This window comes from Streptomyces sp. SCPE 10, from assembly GCF_051980735.1.
GTDB classification, from domain to species: domain Bacteria; phylum Actinomycetota; class Actinomycetes; order Streptomycetales; family Streptomycetaceae; genus Streptomyces; species Streptomyces misionensis.
In genome coordinates this window covers 1,497,979-1,512,735 of sequence record NZ_CP197069.1, presented here as the reverse complement: position 1 = coordinate 1,512,735, position 14,757 = coordinate 1,497,979, and the positions used below count along the sequence as shown (strand labels likewise).

General features: G+C 75.2%; 14 protein-coding genes. 7 read left to right on the top strand and 7 right to left on the bottom strand.

The annotated features are described in order from the left end of the window. Positions 1 to 29: 29 nt before the first annotated feature. A complete protein-coding gene (locus tag ACSP97_RS07085; protein WP_440556808.1) occupies positions 30 to 1,625 on the bottom strand; it encodes a hypothetical protein in 1,596 nt (531 codons plus the stop codon). 44 nt (positions 1,626 to 1,669) lie between these two features. After that, a complete protein-coding gene (locus ACSP97_RS07080) occupies positions 1,670 to 1,864 on the bottom strand; it encodes a hypothetical protein (protein WP_070029998.1) in 195 nt (64 codons plus the stop codon). Between the two features lie 263 nt (positions 1,865 to 2,127). Between ACSP97_RS07080 and ACSP97_RS07075 the strand changes: the two genes are divergently transcribed. From ACSP97_RS07075 to ACSP97_RS07060, 4 genes are all read left to right on the top strand, one after another. Further along, positions 2,128 to 2,520: an ankyrin repeat domain-containing protein gene (locus ACSP97_RS07075; protein ID WP_355150115.1), complete on the top strand. Its 393-nt coding sequence runs from the start codon at positions 2,128 to 2,130 to the stop codon at positions 2,518 to 2,520. Between the two features lie 300 nt (positions 2,521 to 2,820). Then, on the top strand, positions 2,821 to 4,239 hold the full coding sequence (locus ACSP97_RS07070) for a HEAT repeat domain-containing protein (RefSeq protein WP_355328573.1): 1,419 nt from the start codon (positions 2,821 to 2,823) through the stop codon (positions 4,237 to 4,239). 222 nt (positions 4,240 to 4,461) lie between these two features. After that, complete coding sequence (locus ACSP97_RS07065) at positions 4,462 to 5,589, top strand: glycosyltransferase family 4 protein (protein ID WP_440556806.1); 1,128 nt, start codon at positions 4,462 to 4,464, stop codon at positions 5,587 to 5,589. After that, positions 5,586 to 6,761 (top strand): glycosyltransferase, encoded by a 1,176-nt coding sequence (locus ACSP97_RS07060; RefSeq protein WP_440556804.1) that lies wholly within the window; start codon positions 5,586 to 5,588, stop codon positions 6,759 to 6,761. Before ACSP97_RS07065 ends, ACSP97_RS07060 begins: the two co-directional genes overlap by 4 nt. A gap of 172 nt (positions 6,762 to 6,933) precedes the next feature. Here ACSP97_RS07060 and ACSP97_RS07055 read toward each other — a convergent pair whose 3' ends face one another. The 5 genes from ACSP97_RS07055 to ACSP97_RS07035 all read right to left on the bottom strand — a co-directional run bounded on the left by ACSP97_RS07055 (position 6,934) and on the right by ACSP97_RS07035 (position 11,412). Beyond that, positions 6,934 to 7,803, bottom strand: a complete 870-nt coding sequence (locus tag ACSP97_RS07055; RefSeq protein WP_355328567.1) for a biotin-dependent carboxyltransferase family protein — start codon at positions 7,801 to 7,803, stop codon at positions 6,934 to 6,936. A gap of 34 nt (positions 7,804 to 7,837) precedes the next feature. After that, complete coding sequence (locus ACSP97_RS07050; protein WP_355150125.1) at positions 7,838 to 8,455, bottom strand: 5-oxoprolinase subunit B family protein; 618 nt, start codon at positions 8,453 to 8,455, stop codon at positions 7,838 to 7,840. Beyond that, complete coding sequence (locus ACSP97_RS07045; RefSeq protein ID WP_440556802.1) at positions 8,452 to 9,210, bottom strand: LamB/YcsF family protein; 759 nt, start codon at positions 9,208 to 9,210, stop codon at positions 8,452 to 8,454. The genes ACSP97_RS07050 and ACSP97_RS07045 overlap by 4 nt, the downstream gene beginning before the upstream one ends. 61 nt (positions 9,211 to 9,271) lie before the next feature. Then, positions 9,272 to 10,111, bottom strand: a complete 840-nt coding sequence (locus tag ACSP97_RS07040; protein WP_355150129.1) for a putative hydro-lyase — start codon at positions 10,109 to 10,111, stop codon at positions 9,272 to 9,274. Next, positions 10,108 to 11,412, bottom strand: coding sequence for an MFS transporter (locus tag ACSP97_RS07035; protein ID WP_358682210.1), 1,305 nt, complete (start codon positions 11,410 to 11,412; stop codon positions 10,108 to 10,110). Before ACSP97_RS07035 ends, ACSP97_RS07040 begins: the two co-directional genes overlap by 4 nt. Positions 11,413 to 11,537: 125 nt before the next feature. On the opposite strand from ACSP97_RS07035, the gene ACSP97_RS07030 reads away from it, so the two are divergent. The 3 genes from ACSP97_RS07030 (at position 11,538) to ACSP97_RS07020 (ending at position 14,742) form a co-directional block, all read left to right on the top strand. After that, positions 11,538 to 12,239, top strand: coding sequence for a GntR family transcriptional regulator (locus tag ACSP97_RS07030; RefSeq protein ID WP_355150133.1), 702 nt, complete (start codon positions 11,538 to 11,540; stop codon positions 12,237 to 12,239). A gap of 69 nt (positions 12,240 to 12,308) precedes the next feature. Then, the gene (locus ACSP97_RS07025; RefSeq protein WP_355150135.1) at positions 12,309 to 13,832 is read left to right on the top strand and encodes a hypothetical protein; all 1,524 of its coding nucleotides are present in this window, start codon (positions 12,309 to 12,311) and stop codon (positions 13,830 to 13,832) included. A 31-nt stretch (positions 13,833 to 13,863) separates the two neighbouring features. Then, complete coding sequence (locus ACSP97_RS07020; RefSeq protein ID WP_440556799.1) at positions 13,864 to 14,742, top strand: hypothetical protein; 879 nt, start codon at positions 13,864 to 13,866, stop codon at positions 14,740 to 14,742. The last annotated feature ends 15 nt before the right edge of the window (positions 14,743 to 14,757 follow it).

The window sequence follows — 14,757 nt, the reverse complement described above, 5'->3', positions numbered from 1 at the left end:
GTGTGCGGGGGGGCCGGCCGGCCCGCGGCTCACTCCGCCGCCACCGGTTGCTGTGCCGTCGTCGGTTTCGTCAGGTCGATCGGTTCGGGGGCCCGTACGGCTTCCCGGCGGGGCGGGAGGAGGTCCAGGACGGCTCCGCGGTCCGCGTCGCTCGTCGCGTCGTCGTACGGGTCCGGTGTCCGTGGGACCTGGAGCCGGTGGACGGGGCCCTGCCCCAGCCGGGCGTATCCGCGCCCCGGCGGCACCTGGGCCGGTGGCGTCGTCGGGGGCGCGGCGCCGAGGACCGACTCCACCTGCCGCTGCGTCGTCGGCCCGAGGACGACCCGGGCCCGGGTGTGCTGCCGTACCGCGTCGCTCAGCGCGTCGGCGCCGTCGAAGTGCTCGGCGACGACGACGGTCACGTTCGCCGCACGCCCGTGCCGCAGCGGCACCCGGAGCAGGGCCTGCGGGTCCTCGCGCCCGTCCACCTCCGCGAGGTGCGCGAAGACGCTCGGCCGGTCCAGCAGGACCCACAGCGGACGCCGGGTGTCGGCCGGCGGCGGGTCGCCCGCCTGCCGGGCCAGGTTGATCGCGACGAGCCGCCGCTCGGTCTCCTGCGCGGCCCACTCCAGGCTCGCCAGCGCCCCGGGCAGCGCGCACTCCACGGCCAGCACCCCGTCCCGGCCGGTCAGGCACGCGTACTCGCCGGTGCCGCCGCCGTCCACGATCAGCACGTCGCCGCAGCGCAGGGCCTGGAGGGCCAGGGAGCGCAGCAGGGTGGAGGTGCCGCTGCCGGGCTGGCCGACCGCCAGCAGATGCGGCTCGGTGGAGCGGGTGCCGGTGCGCCAGACGACCGGCGGCACGTCGAGCTGTTCCTCCCCGTAGGAGAGGGGCAGGGTGCGCTGCACCTCGTCCGGATCGGTGAAGCCGAGCACCGTCTCGCCCGGCGCGGTGACGAAGCGCTGGGCCACGATGTCGGGCGGCAGCGGGGCGAGCGCGGTGACGGTCAGCTGGTTGCCCTCCTCGTCCCAGCCGAAGCGGTACTCGCGCCCGCGCCCCGCCTTCGCGGTGAGCACCCGTTCGATCCGCGCGCGGGCCTCGCTCTCGCCGTCCGGGAAGTAGGCGGGGTAGCGCAGCACCAGGTGCGCGACGCGTCCGGCGTCGTCGAACTCGTGCGTGGGGACGGCCTTGTGCCACTCGCCGCCGTGCGCGTACAGCGGTGCGGGGTCCTCGGGGACGGAGAAGTAGGGGACCAGGGCCTCGTAGAGCGCCTGGAGCCGTTCGGTCTGGGACTCGTCGGGCCCCTCGGGGGTGCGCGGGGTGCGGTCGCGGCCCTGCCAGCCCGCCGCCGCCATCACCGTGACGACGGCCAGCAGCGGCCCGTAGGGGGCCAGCACCACGACCAGGACCAGGCAGGCCACCAGGAACAGCAGGGGTCCGCGCCGGTCCTTCGGGGTGTCGGCCCATCTGCGCCGGCCGGCCAGGGCCAGCCGGCGCAGTCCGCGCGAGAGGGTGATCAGCGGATGCAGGACGTCGGTGGCGCTGTCGGCCGCCGTCCGGGCCAGCTCCCGGCTCCGGGCGAGCTGCGTCCGGGCGAGTTGCGCGCCGTCTTTGCTCAGAATGCGGGGGAGAGGGCGCCGGGCCACTGCTGTCTCCTGGTGGTGGGGGAGGGGGCTTCGGGTGCGGGGCGTCAGAACTTGATGCCGCCCAGGAGGCCGGCCAGGCTCTCCCCGCCGGCCTTGATGCTGGGTGCGATGGCGGTGCTCGACAGGTAGAAGCCGAAGAGGGCGGAGACACACGCGTGCGAGCCCTTGAGGCCGTCCTTGCGGAAGAAGAGGAACACGATGGTGCCGAGCAGGACGACGCCTGACATGGAGAGGATCATTGGGGGCCTCCTGGTGTCGAGGGGGACAGTCACCATCAGTACTTCCAGGATCACAGCATGTATCTATACGATAAAGGGCGCAACCGGGTGAATATCGTGACTATTCGCCCGACCGGTCGAACCGGGAAGAGGCCGGTTGAGCAGGGCGCTTGCGTCCGGGCCCACCCGTAGTGATCTTTACTTCGGTCACAACGGGTCGTGTGAGGCACGAGCCAGTACCCTTGCGGTTCACCTGAACGGTTGTAATGAGAGGCGGTCCGGCGATGAGTGAAGCCCCCGACCCCGAGGTCGTGGAGCTGGCGACCAAGATCTTCGATCTGGCCCGGCAGGGGCGGACCGAGGCGCTCGTGGCGTACGTCGACGCGGGCGTTCCGGCCAACCTCACCAACGACCGCGGTGACTCCCTGGTCATGCTCGCCGCCTACCACGGCCACGCCGACGCGGTCCGCGCGCTGCTCGCCCGTGGCGCGGAGGCGAACCGGGTCAACGACCGGGGCCAGACCCCGCTCGCGGGCGCGGTCTTCAAGGGCGAGACGGAGGTCGTCAAGGCGCTGCTGGAAGGCGGAGCCGACCCTTCCGCGGGCACCCCCTCGGCGGTCGACACCGCCCGCATGTTCGACCGGGCGGACGTCCTCGAACTCTTCGGCGTCAACTGACGCCGGGCTTCTGACCAGCGGCGACACGGAAAACGGGGGAGGCGGTACAGGGCCGCCGGAAATACGGTCGCGGCAGCACACACCGCGGGTCATCATGACGTCGTGATTCACGGACGCGATGGCTGGGCAGGTGTTGCCGCACCGCGCGGGCCGTGATGCGGTCCGCATGGGCCACCGACGAGAGGCAGAGAGAAATGGTCTACAGCAAGCAAGAGACGGCGGGCGCTCCGACGTTGTGTCACGCGGCCAGGTAATGCGTGTTCCCCGGTTGCGTCGACGCTTGATGTGAGGCTGTTTCCCATGTTCGATCCGGTCATAGCGCCCAGCGGCACACTGCTCGGCCTGCTTCAGCGGGGCCGCGGCGACGGCACGCTGCACGCGCTCACCGCCCCCCGGGCGGAGGCGCTCGCGGCCCTGAACCACTGTGTCCTGCGCGATCCCCGCCACGACTGGCAGGTGGAGAACCGCTCCCTCTACTACGCCCGGCTCTTCCTCGACCTGAACGGCGAACTGGACGCCGTCGAGGCACACCTCTTCGACCCCGAGGACCACCTGGACACCGAGGAGTCCCGCACCGGCCTCGCGCTGGCCGTGCTCGGCCACCTCGCCTCCTACGGCCGCCGGGACGCGCTCGACCTGCTGCGCCGCTACGCCGCCCGGGGCGCCAACTGGGCCTGGGCGCTGGACGAGCTGGCGCTGCGCGACGACGACGCGGGCCTGCGCGCCCTCGCCGCCCCCGTGCTCGCCCGCTTCCCCGCCGACCCCGAGGGCGAGGCCGAGCTGGCCGCCGCCGTGCGCGACGCCTTCGAGCCCCGGCCCTGGCGGCTGTGGGCGGAGGACTCGCGCGACTGGATCGGCGCGCGGGTGCGGGCCGCCCACGAGGCCGGCTGCTTCGACCGCTGGCAGCGGCAGATGCGGCCGACCGGGCCCCGCCCCGGCTGGAGCGTGCGCGCCGTCTTCGAGTGGGCCCAGCAGGGCCTGGAGCGCGGCGCCGCCCTCCATGTGCCCGCTGCCCGCTGTCTGACCGCGGTGGCCGGCCCCGAGGACCGGCCGGAGATCGTCGAGGCGGCCCGCACCGGTACCGACGGCGCCCGCTGCACCGCCCTGCGCTATCTCGCCGACGGCAACGATCCCGAGGTGCTCGGCCTGATCGAGGGCGCGGTCGCCGACGGGTCCGCGGTCGTCGTGGAGGCCGCCGTCGACGCCTTCGAACGGATGCGCGGTGTCGCCGCCGTGGACCGGGCGCGCGGCTGGGTCCAGCGGCCCGACGCGCTCGGCGCCGCCGCCGGGCGCGTGCTCGCCTGCCGGGGCGGCGTCCAGGACGGCCCGCTGGTCCTCGACGCCCTGCGCGAGGCCGTGCGCGGCGAGGGCCCCGACGCGCCCACCCTGTGGACCCTGGTCGACGGCGTCGGACGCCTCGGCATCGCCTGCGCGGCGCCGGTGCTGCGCCACGTCTACCGCGAGACCGCCTCCTCCCACCTGCGGGGCCGGGCCGCCCGCGCGCTCGCCGCCACCGACCCCTCCTTCGCCACCGGCTTCGCCGTCGAATGCCTCTGGGACTGCGAGGAGACCACCCGCGAACTCGCCGCCCGGCACGCCGAGACCGGCGACAACCGGGTCGTGGAGCGCCTGCGCCGCCTCGCCGCCGACCCGGCCGAGGAGGACGAGGTCCAGACGGCGGTGCGCAGCCGCTTCGGGCCCGACCTCTCCGCGAGCTGAGAGACACCCGCCGGGACGGCGCCGGCGCGCCCGGAGAGTCCCCCGCGACCGGCCGGCCGGGCCTGGGACCGCCCGCCGTGTGAACACCGGACGCCCCGTGGGCCAGGCGGTCATGGACGCCGTCTGGCCCGCCCGGGCGCGGAGCACAACGCTCACGGGACGTTCCCCGCGCGGAAAGATCGACGTTGACGCGGCCACGTCCGGCGCGGCGACAACACCCGTATGCGTGTCGTCATCGTGACCGAATCCTTTCCCCCCGATGTGAACGGCGTGGCCCACTGCGCGCTCCAGACCGCCCGGCACCTCGTAGATCGCGGTCACCACCCGCTCGTCGTCGCCCCCGCCCCCGCCCCGGGCAGTGGCCCCGGCACGGACGCCCCGTGTCCCGTCGTCCGCGTCCCCTCGCTCCCGCTCCCCGGCTACCCCCAGGTCCGCGTCGCCCTGCCCAGCCGGCGTCTGGCCGCGGCCCTCGTCACCCACCGCCCCGACGTGGTCCACCTCGCCGGCCCCTTCGTCCTCGGCGTGCGGGGCATGGCCGCCGCCGCCCGGCTCGGCCTGCCCGCCGTCGCCGTCTACCAGACCGACCTCGCCGGTTACGCCCGCACCTACATGGGCGCCGGAGAGGCCGCCGCCTGGCGCCGCATCCGCTCGGTGCACGCCGCCGCCGACCGCACCCTGGCCCCCTCCACCGCCGCCCTGCGCGACCTGGAGGAGCACGGCATACCCCGGGTGCGGCTGTGGCCGCGGGGCGTGGACACCGTACGTTTCCGGCCGGATCGCCGGGACGAGGCGCTGCGCCGTGAACTCGCCCCGAACGGCGAGCTGATCGTCGGCTACGTCGGCCGGCTCGCCCCCGAGAAGCACGTCGAACTCCTCGCCGGCGTCTGCGGACTGGACGGCGTCCGGCTCGTCGTCGTCGGCGACGGACCCAGCCGTGAGCAGCTGGCCGAGGCCCTGCCCGGCGCGGTCTTCCTCGGCCGGCGCACCGGCGACGACCTCGCCCGGATCTTCGCCTCGCTGGACCTGTTCACGCACACCGGGCCCTTGGAGACCTTCTGCCAGACCGTGCAGGAGGCCATGGCCAGCGGCGTCCCGGTGGTCGCGCCGGCCACCGGCGGCCCCCTCGACCTGGTCGACCACGGCCGCACCGGACTGCTCGTGCCGCCCCGCGACGCCGACGCCGTCCGGGGCGCCGTCCGCGCCCTGGCCGCCGACCCCGCGCGCCGCGCCGCGTTCGGCACCGCCGCCCGGGCCCGGGTGGAGGGCCGCACCTGGGCCGCCGTGGGGGACCGGCTGATCGGCCACTACGGCGACGTCCTCGCCGCGCGCCGGACGGCGGTGGCCGCGTGACCGCCCGGCCGCTGCGCATCGTCCGGCTCGCCAACTTCGTCACCCCCGCCTCCGGGGGCCTGCGCACCGCCCTGCGCGAGCTCGGCAAGGGCTTCCGGACGGCGGGCCACGAACCGGTGCTGATCGTGCCCGGCGCCCGGCACACCGACACCGACACCGAACAGGGCCGGGTCGTCACCCTGCCCGGCCCGCTGCTCCCCGGCACCGGCGGCTACCGCGTGCTGACCGACCGGCGGCGGGTGGCCGCCCTCCTGGAGGACCTGGCGCCGGACCGTCTGGAGGTCTCCGACCGGACCACCCTGCGCTGGACCGGCCGCTGGGCCCGCCGGGCGCGAGTGCCCGCCGTGATGGTCTCCCACGAGACCACCGACGGGGTGCTGCGCACCTGGGGCCTGTCCGAGAACCTCTCCCGGCGGGCCGCCGACGCCCTCAACACCCGCACCGCGCACGCCTATGCGCGAGTGGTGTGCACCACCGAGTACGCCGAGCGCGAGTTCGTCCGCACCGGCGCGCGCAACGTCGTACGCGCCCCCCTGGGCGTCGACCTGGTGGAACGCCACCCCGCGCTGCGCGACCCCGGACTGCGTGCCCGGTACGCGCGCGACGGCGAGGCGCTGCTGGTGCTGTGCTCCCGGCTGTCGGTGGAGAAGCGCCCCGGCACCGCCCTGGACGCCCTGGAGACGCTGGTGCGGCGCGGCCGCCCGGCGGTGCTGGTGGTCGCGGGGGACGGGCCGCTGCGGCCCCGGCTGGAGCAGCGCGCCCGGGAACGGGGGCTGCTGGTGACCTTCCTCGGGCACCTCTTCGACCGGTCCGCGCTCGGCGCCCTCCAGGCCACCGCCGACCTCGCCCTCGCGCCGGGGCCCGCCGAGACCTTCGGGCTCGCCGCCCTGGAGGCCATGGCCTGCGGCACGCCCGTGGTGGCCAGCGCCTCCTCCGCGCTGCCCGAGGTCATCGGGTCCGCCGGGGCGAGCGTCGCCGACCGCGGCGAGGCGTTCGCCGACGCCGTCGAACTGCTCCTGGAGCGCCCCGAGTCCGAGCGGCGCGAGACGGCCCGGGCCCGGGCGGAGTGCTTCGGCTGGGACACGGCGGTGCGGGCGTTCCTCGCCGCCCATGACGCGCGGGCGCCGCACCCGGCGGACCCCCGGCACGCGGTGCCGGAGGGCGCGGTATAGGCCGGTCCGGTTCGTCGCCCGCGGGGACCCGCTCACCGAGGGCGTGGGCGACCCCGTCGGCGAGGGCCGGCGGGGCTGGGCCGCACCGCTCACACCCTCGCTCGGCCCGGACACGAGTCGGCCGTACGGAGGCGCGGGCCGACCGGCATGGAGGGCGGGGCCGGCCGGGCGCTCACCACCGTCGCACCGGCACGAACCGCACCGGTGTCCCCGGCACCGCCTGGGCCGCTGCCGCGAGGTCGATCGGCCGGACCACCGCGATCACCGGGTAGCCGCCGGTGGTCGGATGGTCGGCGAGGAAGACCACCGGGCGGCCGTCCGGCGGCACCTGTACGGCGCCCAGCACCATGCCCTCGCTGGGGAGTTCGGCGTCCCGGGCCCGCTCGAGGGCCGGGCCCTCGGTGCGCAGGCCGATGCGGTTGCTCGCCGGGGACACCCGGTAGGCACGCGTGGTCAGATCGCGCACCGCCCGCGCGGTGAACCAGTCCACGCGCGGGCCCGGCGTCACCCGCAGCACCAGCTCGGCGGGCGGGCCCGGCTGCGGCGCCCCGTCCACCCGCGCGGGCGGCCCGGCCGGCCGGCCCAGCGGCAGCACCGTGCCCTCGGCGAGCGGGGCCGGGCCCAGACCGGACAGCAGATCGGTGGCGCGGCTGCCGAGCACCGGCTCCACGGCGATGCCGCCGCGCACGGCGACGTAGCCGCGCACCCCGGCCACCGCCGCGCCCACCTCCAGGAGTTCACCGGCCGGGACCACGACGGGGGCGCCCCAGGGCGCCGGCCGGCCGCCCACCGTCACCGGGCAGGGCGCCCCGCCGACCGCCACGGTCACCGTGGAACGGGCGCGCAGGGCGCAGCCGTCGACCGTCGTCTCCAGCACGGCCGCGTCCGGCGGGTTCCCGGTCAGCCGGTTGACGAGCGCCGCCGCCCCGGGGTCCAGCGCCCCGGAGCGGGGCACCCCGAGGTGCGCGTACCCCGGCCGCCCGAGGTCCTGCACGGTGGTCAGCGCCCCGGGTCGTACGACGACGAGCGCGCGGTCGGTCATGACTCCTCCACCGGTCCGGCGCCCGGCCCGCCGCTCACCGGTCCGCCACCGGGACGAACCGCACGCGTGTGCCGGGGGAGAGCAGTGCGGCGGGCTCGCGGGTGTGGTCCCACAGGAGGGCGTCGGTGGTGCCGATCAGCTGCCAACCGCCGGGCGAGGTGCGCGGGTACACCCCGGTGTACGGACCGGCGAGCGCGACCGCGCCGGCCGGCACCGCCGTGCGCGGGGTGGCCCGGCGCGGGACGTCGTAGCGGGCCGGGAGCCCGGTGAGATAGCCGAAGCCCGGTGCGAACCCGCAGAAGGCGACCGTGAACTCGGTGCCCGCGTGGATGCGGGCCACCTCCCGCTCGGACACCTGCCAGTGCGCGGCGACGACCGCGAGGTCGGGGCCGTCGTAGCGCACCGGGAGTTCCACCGGCGGCAGCGCCCGCTCCGGGGGCGGCGCCCCGGCGGGCGAGGTCAGTTCGGACACCCAGCGCTCCGGGTCGGGCAGCCCGTCGAGCAGGACCGTGCGCGCGGCCGGCACGATCTCCCGGACCGCCGGCATGCCCGCCGCGCGGCGCCGCAGCAGTGCCGCGTGCAGCGACCGCACCTCCTCGGCCGAGTCCACCTCGATCAGCAGCGCGTCCTCCCCGACGGGCAGCGCCCTCACGCGAAGGCCTCCACCCGCACGCCCGCCGCCAGCAGGCGCGTCCGCACCCGCCGGGCCAGTTCCACCGCGCCCGGGGTGTCGCCGTGCACGCACAGCGAGCGGGCGCGCACCTGGATGCGCGCGCCGGAGTGCGAGGTGACCACGCCGGAGCGCGCGAGCCCGACCGAGCGCTCGACGACCGCCTCCGCGTCGCTCACCACCGCGCCGTCCCGGCCGCGCGGCACCAGCGTGCCCTCGTCGGTGTACGCGCGGTCCGCGAACGCCTCCGGCACGGCGGCGAGACCCGCCTTCCGGGCCAGTTCGAGCAGCCGGGAGCCGGGCAGGCCGAGCACCGGCAGCGTGGCGTCCGCGAGCAGCACACCGTCGATCACCGCGCCGGCCTGCTCCTCGTCGTGCACCACCCGGTTGTAGAGCGCGCCGTGCGGCTTGACGTATGCCACCCGGGCCCCGGCCGCCCGGGCGAACACCTCCAACGCACCGATCTGGTAGGCGACTTCGGCCGCCAGTTCGGCGGGCGGCACGTCCATCGCGCGCCGCCCGAACCCGGCGAGGTCCCGGTAGGAGACCTGGGCGCCGATCGTCACCCCGCGTTCGGCGGCCAGTTCGCAGACGCGGCGCATGGTCACCGCGTCCCCGGCGTGGAAGCCGCAGGCCACGTTGGCGCTGGTGACGACGGACAGCAGCTGTTCGTCCTCGGTGAGCCGCCAGCGGCCGAAGCCCTCGCCGAGGTCGGCGTTCAGATCGATCGCGGTCATGGTCGTTCCCGTGTCCTTCGGTTCGTCGGGTCTTCTTCGGCGCGGCCTGGTCAGCCGATGGTCAGTCGATGCCGACCAGCCGGTACTGCTCGTCGCGCGCGTCGGTCAGGAACATCTGACCCGGCGCGTGCGTGATGGCGAACGGCGGCCGGGAGGCCATCACGGCCGCCTGGGGGGTCACCCCGCAGGCCCAGAACACCGGGATCTCGTCCTCCTCGACGGTCACCGGGTCGCCGAAGTCCGGCCGGCCGAGGTCGGCGATGCCGAGGCCGGCCGGGTCCCCGCAGTGCACCGGACCGCCGTGCACGGCCGGCAGCAGGCTGCTCTCCTTGATCGCCGCCCCCAGCCGCCCAGGCGGCACCGGGCGCATGGACACCACCATCGGCCCGCTCAGCCGGCCCGCCGGGCGGCACGGCCGGTCGGTGAGGTACATGGGCACGTTGCGGCCCTCCTCGACATGGCGGATCGGCACGCCCGCGCGGGCCAGCCCCCACTCGAAGGTGAAGCTGCACCCGATCAGGAACGCCACCAGGTCGTCCCGCCAGTAGGCGCGCGCGTCGGTGGGCTCGTCGACCAGTTCGCCGTCCTGCCACACCCGGTAGCGCGGCAGATCGGTGCGCAGGTCCGCGCCCTCGGCGAGCACCGTCGTCGGGGAACCGGCGTCGGTGACGTCCAGCACCGGGCAGGGCTTGGGGTTGCGCTGGCAGAACAGCAGCATGTCGTAGGCCCAGTCGGCGGGCACCGCGATCAGGTTGGCCTGGGTGTGGCCGGCCGCGACCCCGGCCGTGGGGCCGGCGAGGCCCGCGCGGAACCGGGCGCGCGCGGTGCGCGGGCTCCAGTCGGGCGAGCGCTGCTCGGTCGTGATGACGGGACGGTCCTCGGTGCTCTGCACCCCTGTCATGTCAGTTCCTTCCCGCGCGTCTCGGGCAGTCCGAGCAGCGCCAGTGCCGCGAGCCCGTAGCCGACCGCGCCGAAGACCAGCGCGCCGCCCACGCCCCAGCCGTCGGCCAGGAAGCCCACCAGGGTCGGGAAGACCGCGCCCACCGCGCGGCCCGTGTTGTACGTGAAGCCCTGTCCGGTGCCGCGCACCGCCGTCGGGTACAGCTCGCTCAGATAGGAGCCGAAGCCGCTGAAGATCGCCGACATGCAGAATCCGAGCGGGAAACCGAGCACCAGGAGCAGCGTGTCGGCGCCCGGCGGGATGTGCGCGTATGCCGACACGCACACCGCCGACAGCAGCGCGAACAGCCAGATGGTGGCGCGCCGGCCGAGCCGGTCGGTGAGGTGACCGCCCGTCAGGTAGCCGAGGAACGCGCCGGAGATCAGCAGGGCGAGGTAGCCGCCGGTGCCGACCACGGACAGGCCCCGTTCGGACTTGAGGTACGTCGGCACCCAGGTGGCCAGCGTGTAGTAGCCGCCCTGGACGCCGGTGGACAGCAGGCAGGCCAGGAGCGTGGTGCGCAGCAGGCCCGGGGCGCCGTCCCGGCCCGGCCGGAAGATCGCGGTGAACGAGCCGCGCCGCGGGTCCTGTTCGCGGGCCGCCAGCGCCACCGGCGCGTCGTGCACGCTGCGCCGCAGCCACAGCACCAGCAGCGCGGGCAGCGCGCCGGTCCAGAACATCACCCGCCAGGCCAGACCGTCGCCCGCGAGGGAGAAGACCAGCGTGTAGGCGACGGCGGCCAGCGCCCAGCCGACGGCCCAGGAGCTCTGGACCGCGCCGAGCGTACGGCCCCGGTGGCGGGCGGCGGCGTACTCGGCCACCAGGACGGCCCCGACCGCCCATTCGCCGCCGAAGCCGAGGCCCTGGAGCGCCCGGAAGACCAGCAGCGTCTCGTAGTCGGGCGCGAAGCCGCAGGCCACCGTGAACACGGCGTAGGTGAGCACCGTGATCACCAGCGCCCGGACCCGGCCCACCCGGTCGGCGACCACGCCCGCCAGGGCGCCGCCGACGGCCGAGACCACCAGGGTGACGGTGGTGAACAGACCGGTCCGGCCGCTGTCCAGACCGAAGTACGCGGAGAGCGCCACCATGCTCAGCGGCAGCGTGAAGTAGTCGTAGGAATCCAGGGCGTAGCCGCCGAACGCGCCGGCGAACGCGCGCCGCCCGTGCGGGCCGAGGTCGCGGAACCAGCCGAACGCCGCGTCCTGCTCGGCGCGTTGGGCCGGAGGGGCGGTGGCCGGTGGCGGTGGGGTCGTGCTCATGGGCACCTCGCAGATGGGGACGGAGGGTGCGGAAAGCGAGCCGTGCCGAGCACCGTAGAGGATCGTTCAACGATCCTTCAATACCTATGTTGTCTCGTTCCGTCGGCTGCGGTTGAATTCCGGGCATGGCAGAGCAGCTGGCGGGACTGGCCGACGACCGCGCCCTCCTGGGCCGTACGAGCACGGCGGAGAGGGTTTCGGACATCCTCAGGAGCCGTGTCGCGGACGGGTACTTCCCGCCCGGCACCCGGCTGTCCGAGGACAGCATCGGCGGGGCGCTCGGCGTCTCCCGCAACACCCTGCGCGAGGCGTTCCGGCTGCTCACCCACGAACGCCTGCTGGTGCACGAGCTCAACCGGGGCGTGTTCGTGCGGGTGCTGACCGTCGAGGACGTCGAGGACATCTACCGCACCCGCTCCCTCGTGGAGTGCGCCGTGGTGCGCGGCCTCGGCGAGCCGCCGTACCCCCTGCGGGGGATGGCCGACGCGGTCACCGAGGGCGAGACGGCGGCCGCCGAGGATGACTGGAAAACGGTGGGTACGGCCAACATCCACTTCCACCAGGAACTGGTCGCCCTCGCCCGCAGCGAACGCACCGCCGAGCTGATGCGCAGCGTCTTCGCCGAGCTGCGCCTCGCCTTCCACCTGGTGGACGAGCCGCGGCGGCTGCACGAGCCGTACCTGTCCCGGAACCGCCAGATCCTGCGCGCGCTCCAGGCCGGGGACCGGCGCGGGGCGGAAACCCTGCTGGAGACGTACCTGGCCGACTCCCTGGAGCGGGTGGTGGAGGTCTACCGCCTCCGGGTCGGCGAGGAAAGCACCCCTTGAGGGGGCCGGCGGCACCTCGGCGGGCTCCCGTTTCGGTGGATGTCAGACAGAGGACCTAGTCTGTGCACCGTGACTTCCCCCGCACCGACGGAACCCGCTCCGCCCCAGCTCAGCGCCGCCCCACGCCCCGCGCCGGGCCCGGCCGCCGACGAGGGTCTGGCGCGTCGGCTGCGCGCGCTCGCCTGCACCGCGCCGCTGCACGACCTCGACGCGCGCAAGGGCAGCCTCGCCGGCGAGTACTCGGTGTACGGCATGGCCGAGGTGGCGCTCGCCGCCATCGACCTGGTCACGCTCAACATGGACTTCGACACCGGCGCCGACCACGAGCAGATCGTCGCCCGGCTGATCCCGCGCATCGCCGCCCAGGCCCCCCGGCGGCCCGCCGCCGAGCACGAGCGGGTGGCCCGCTGGGTGCTGGAGAACCTGATCAACGTCGGCAGCGTGGACCGCGGCTTCCGCGCCGTCTACGGCACCTTCGCCGCGGACGGCACCTATGTCCGCCGCGACTACGACTTCAAGCTGATCGAGGAGGTCCCCGGCCCCGGTGGCACGGTGTACCTGCGCACCACCGACGAGGCGGTCAACGTCCTGGTCGGCGCCCTCGACACCGACGTCACCAGCGCCCAGATCGCGGCCGAGGTCAAGCTGGAGGTGCTGATCAACCGGGGCAGGCTCGCCGACGCCCAGCTCGCCGCCGAGCAGGCCCGCTACCGCACGGTGCAGTACTCCGAGACCCTGCGCCGCGCCCTGGAGGCCACCCGGCGCAACGTCCGCGCGGTCGACTGGCTCAACGCCGTGCCCGACATGATCGCCGAGGCCCTGGACCACGTGGCCGACCGCTACCGCCACGAGAACGCGATCCTCACCAACATCCGCAAGGCCCGCGACGAGACCGAGGAGCCCGAGCACAAGCGGCGCGCCGCCGAACTGGTCGACATCGTCAAGGACTGCATCCGCCGGCACACCCAGCTCCAGTCGCGCCTGCTGGAGGCGGGCCCGCTGTTCCGCGCCGAGCAGGACCGGCAGGCCTTCGCCACCCCCGCGGCCACCTCCGGGATCGACCTGTACGGCCATCTCGTCGCCCCCGTGCTGCCGCTGCCCGTGGCGGAGGCGACCCGGGTCACGGACGCCTTCTTCGCGCACGGCACCGGCCTGCGCACCCCGGTGGCGGTGCGCGTAGCCGACCTCGTGGACATACTCCTGACCCCGCCCGTGGAGCGCGAGCACCTGGGCGCGGAGATGCCCGAGCCCGACCTGATCGCGACCCCGGACGACAGCCGGTTCAGCGAGGAGCAACTGGCCGCCGCCATGGAGCTGCTGGACCTGCCCGCCGACGCCCCGCGCCGGCTGTCCGGACTGCTGGCCGAGGCCCGGCGCACCGGGGACCCCGACCTGGCCTACCTGGTCGCCCTGCTGGCGGTCCACGCGGCCAGCCCCGCCGTCGGCACCGCCTACCGGCAGGGCGAGGAGAAGCTGCTGTTCGCCGTGGACGACGGCACCGAACTGGACGACCCCGAGTTCGGCGGCGCCGACCTGATCGTCGGCATGGCGCTGCTGGACGCGGCGGGCATGGCGGCGGACCGGGCAGCATGAGCAAGTCAGAAAGCGACAAGGAGTCAAAGCCGTGAGCGAGCACGTCGAGTGGAGTGACACCGAGGCCCCGGCCCCGCCGGCCACCGCCGCCGTCACCCCCGCCGACGCCGCGGACGCGGCGCGGCTCGTGGCGTACGGGCTCCAGCCCAAGCTCCAGCCCGCCCGCGACCACGACTACACCGAACTGCTGCGCCGCTACCGCGAGGACCCGGCGTTCGCCCGGCTCGCCGACGCCGTCGCCACCGGCCTGGGCCTCGTCGTCCTGGAGGTGTCCCCGCGCGCGGGCATGGCCGTGACCGCCGCCGAGGACTCGGTGTTCGCCGTCCGCATGGGCGACTACGCGCGTCGCACCACCGCCGACTCCGGCGACCGCTTCCTGCACGGACTCGCCCATCTCGCCGTCGCCGCCCTCGCCTTCCCCCGCCCCGAGGACCTGGCCGACGACGGCTACATCGGCCGGGTCACGGTCAACGGCGTCGACGCGTTCGTCCGCCAGGCCTGCCGCCGCATCGAGGAGCGCGCCGAGGAGCAGGGCGAGAACACCGACCCCGCGACCGACGCGCCCGGCCTGGAGGCCGCCTGGCGGATCTGGGCCAGGCGCAGCGCCACCGGCGCCACCAAGGACGCCCGCCGGCCCGCCTCCTCCACCACCGGCATCGTCGCCAAGGCCCTCGCCTTCCTCACCGACTCCGGCTTCCTCCAGCGCACCGGCGACGACAACGGCGGCACCTACCGCACCACCGCCCGCTACCAGCTCCAGGTCCGCGACATGGCCGGCACCGCCGCCATGGCCGAACTGCTGGAACTGGGCGTGGTCCCGGTGACCGACGGCAGCGCCAGCCTGCTGCCCGCCGAGGACACCGACGACCTGGAACTGGTGGCCGACGCGGGCCTGCCGTTCCACTCCTGACGCGCGAAGCGCCCT

Coding starts and splice junctions, on each gene's coding strand:
- ACSP97_RS07080 (WP_070029998.1), bottom strand. CDS start 1,864: ATGATCCTCTCCATGTCAGGCGTCGTCCTGCTCGGCACCATCGTGTTC.
- ACSP97_RS07075 (WP_355150115.1), top strand. CDS start 2,128: ATGAGTGAAGCCCCCGACCCCGAGGTCGTGGAGCTGGCGACCAAGATC.
- ACSP97_RS07070 (WP_355328573.1), top strand. CDS start 2,821: ATGTTCGATCCGGTCATAGCGCCCAGCGGCACACTGCTCGGCCTGCTT.
- ACSP97_RS07065 (WP_440556806.1), top strand. CDS start 4,462: ATGCGTGTCGTCATCGTGACCGAATCCTTTCCCCCCGATGTGAACGGC.
- ACSP97_RS07055 (WP_355328567.1), bottom strand. CDS start 7,803: ATGACCGACCGCGCGCTCGTCGTCGTACGACCCGGGGCGCTGACCACC.
- ACSP97_RS07045 (WP_440556802.1), bottom strand. CDS start 9,210: ATGACCGCGATCGATCTGAACGCCGACCTCGGCGAGGGCTTCGGCCGC.
- ACSP97_RS07040 (WP_355150129.1), bottom strand. CDS start 10,111: ATGACAGGGGTGCAGAGCACCGAGGACCGTCCCGTCATCACGACCGAG.
- ACSP97_RS07035 (WP_358682210.1), bottom strand. CDS start 11,412: ATGAGCACGACCCCACCGCCACCGGCCACCGCCCCTCCGGCCCAACGC.
- ACSP97_RS07030 (WP_355150133.1), top strand. CDS start 11,538: ATGGCAGAGCAGCTGGCGGGACTGGCCGACGACCGCGCCCTCCTGGGC.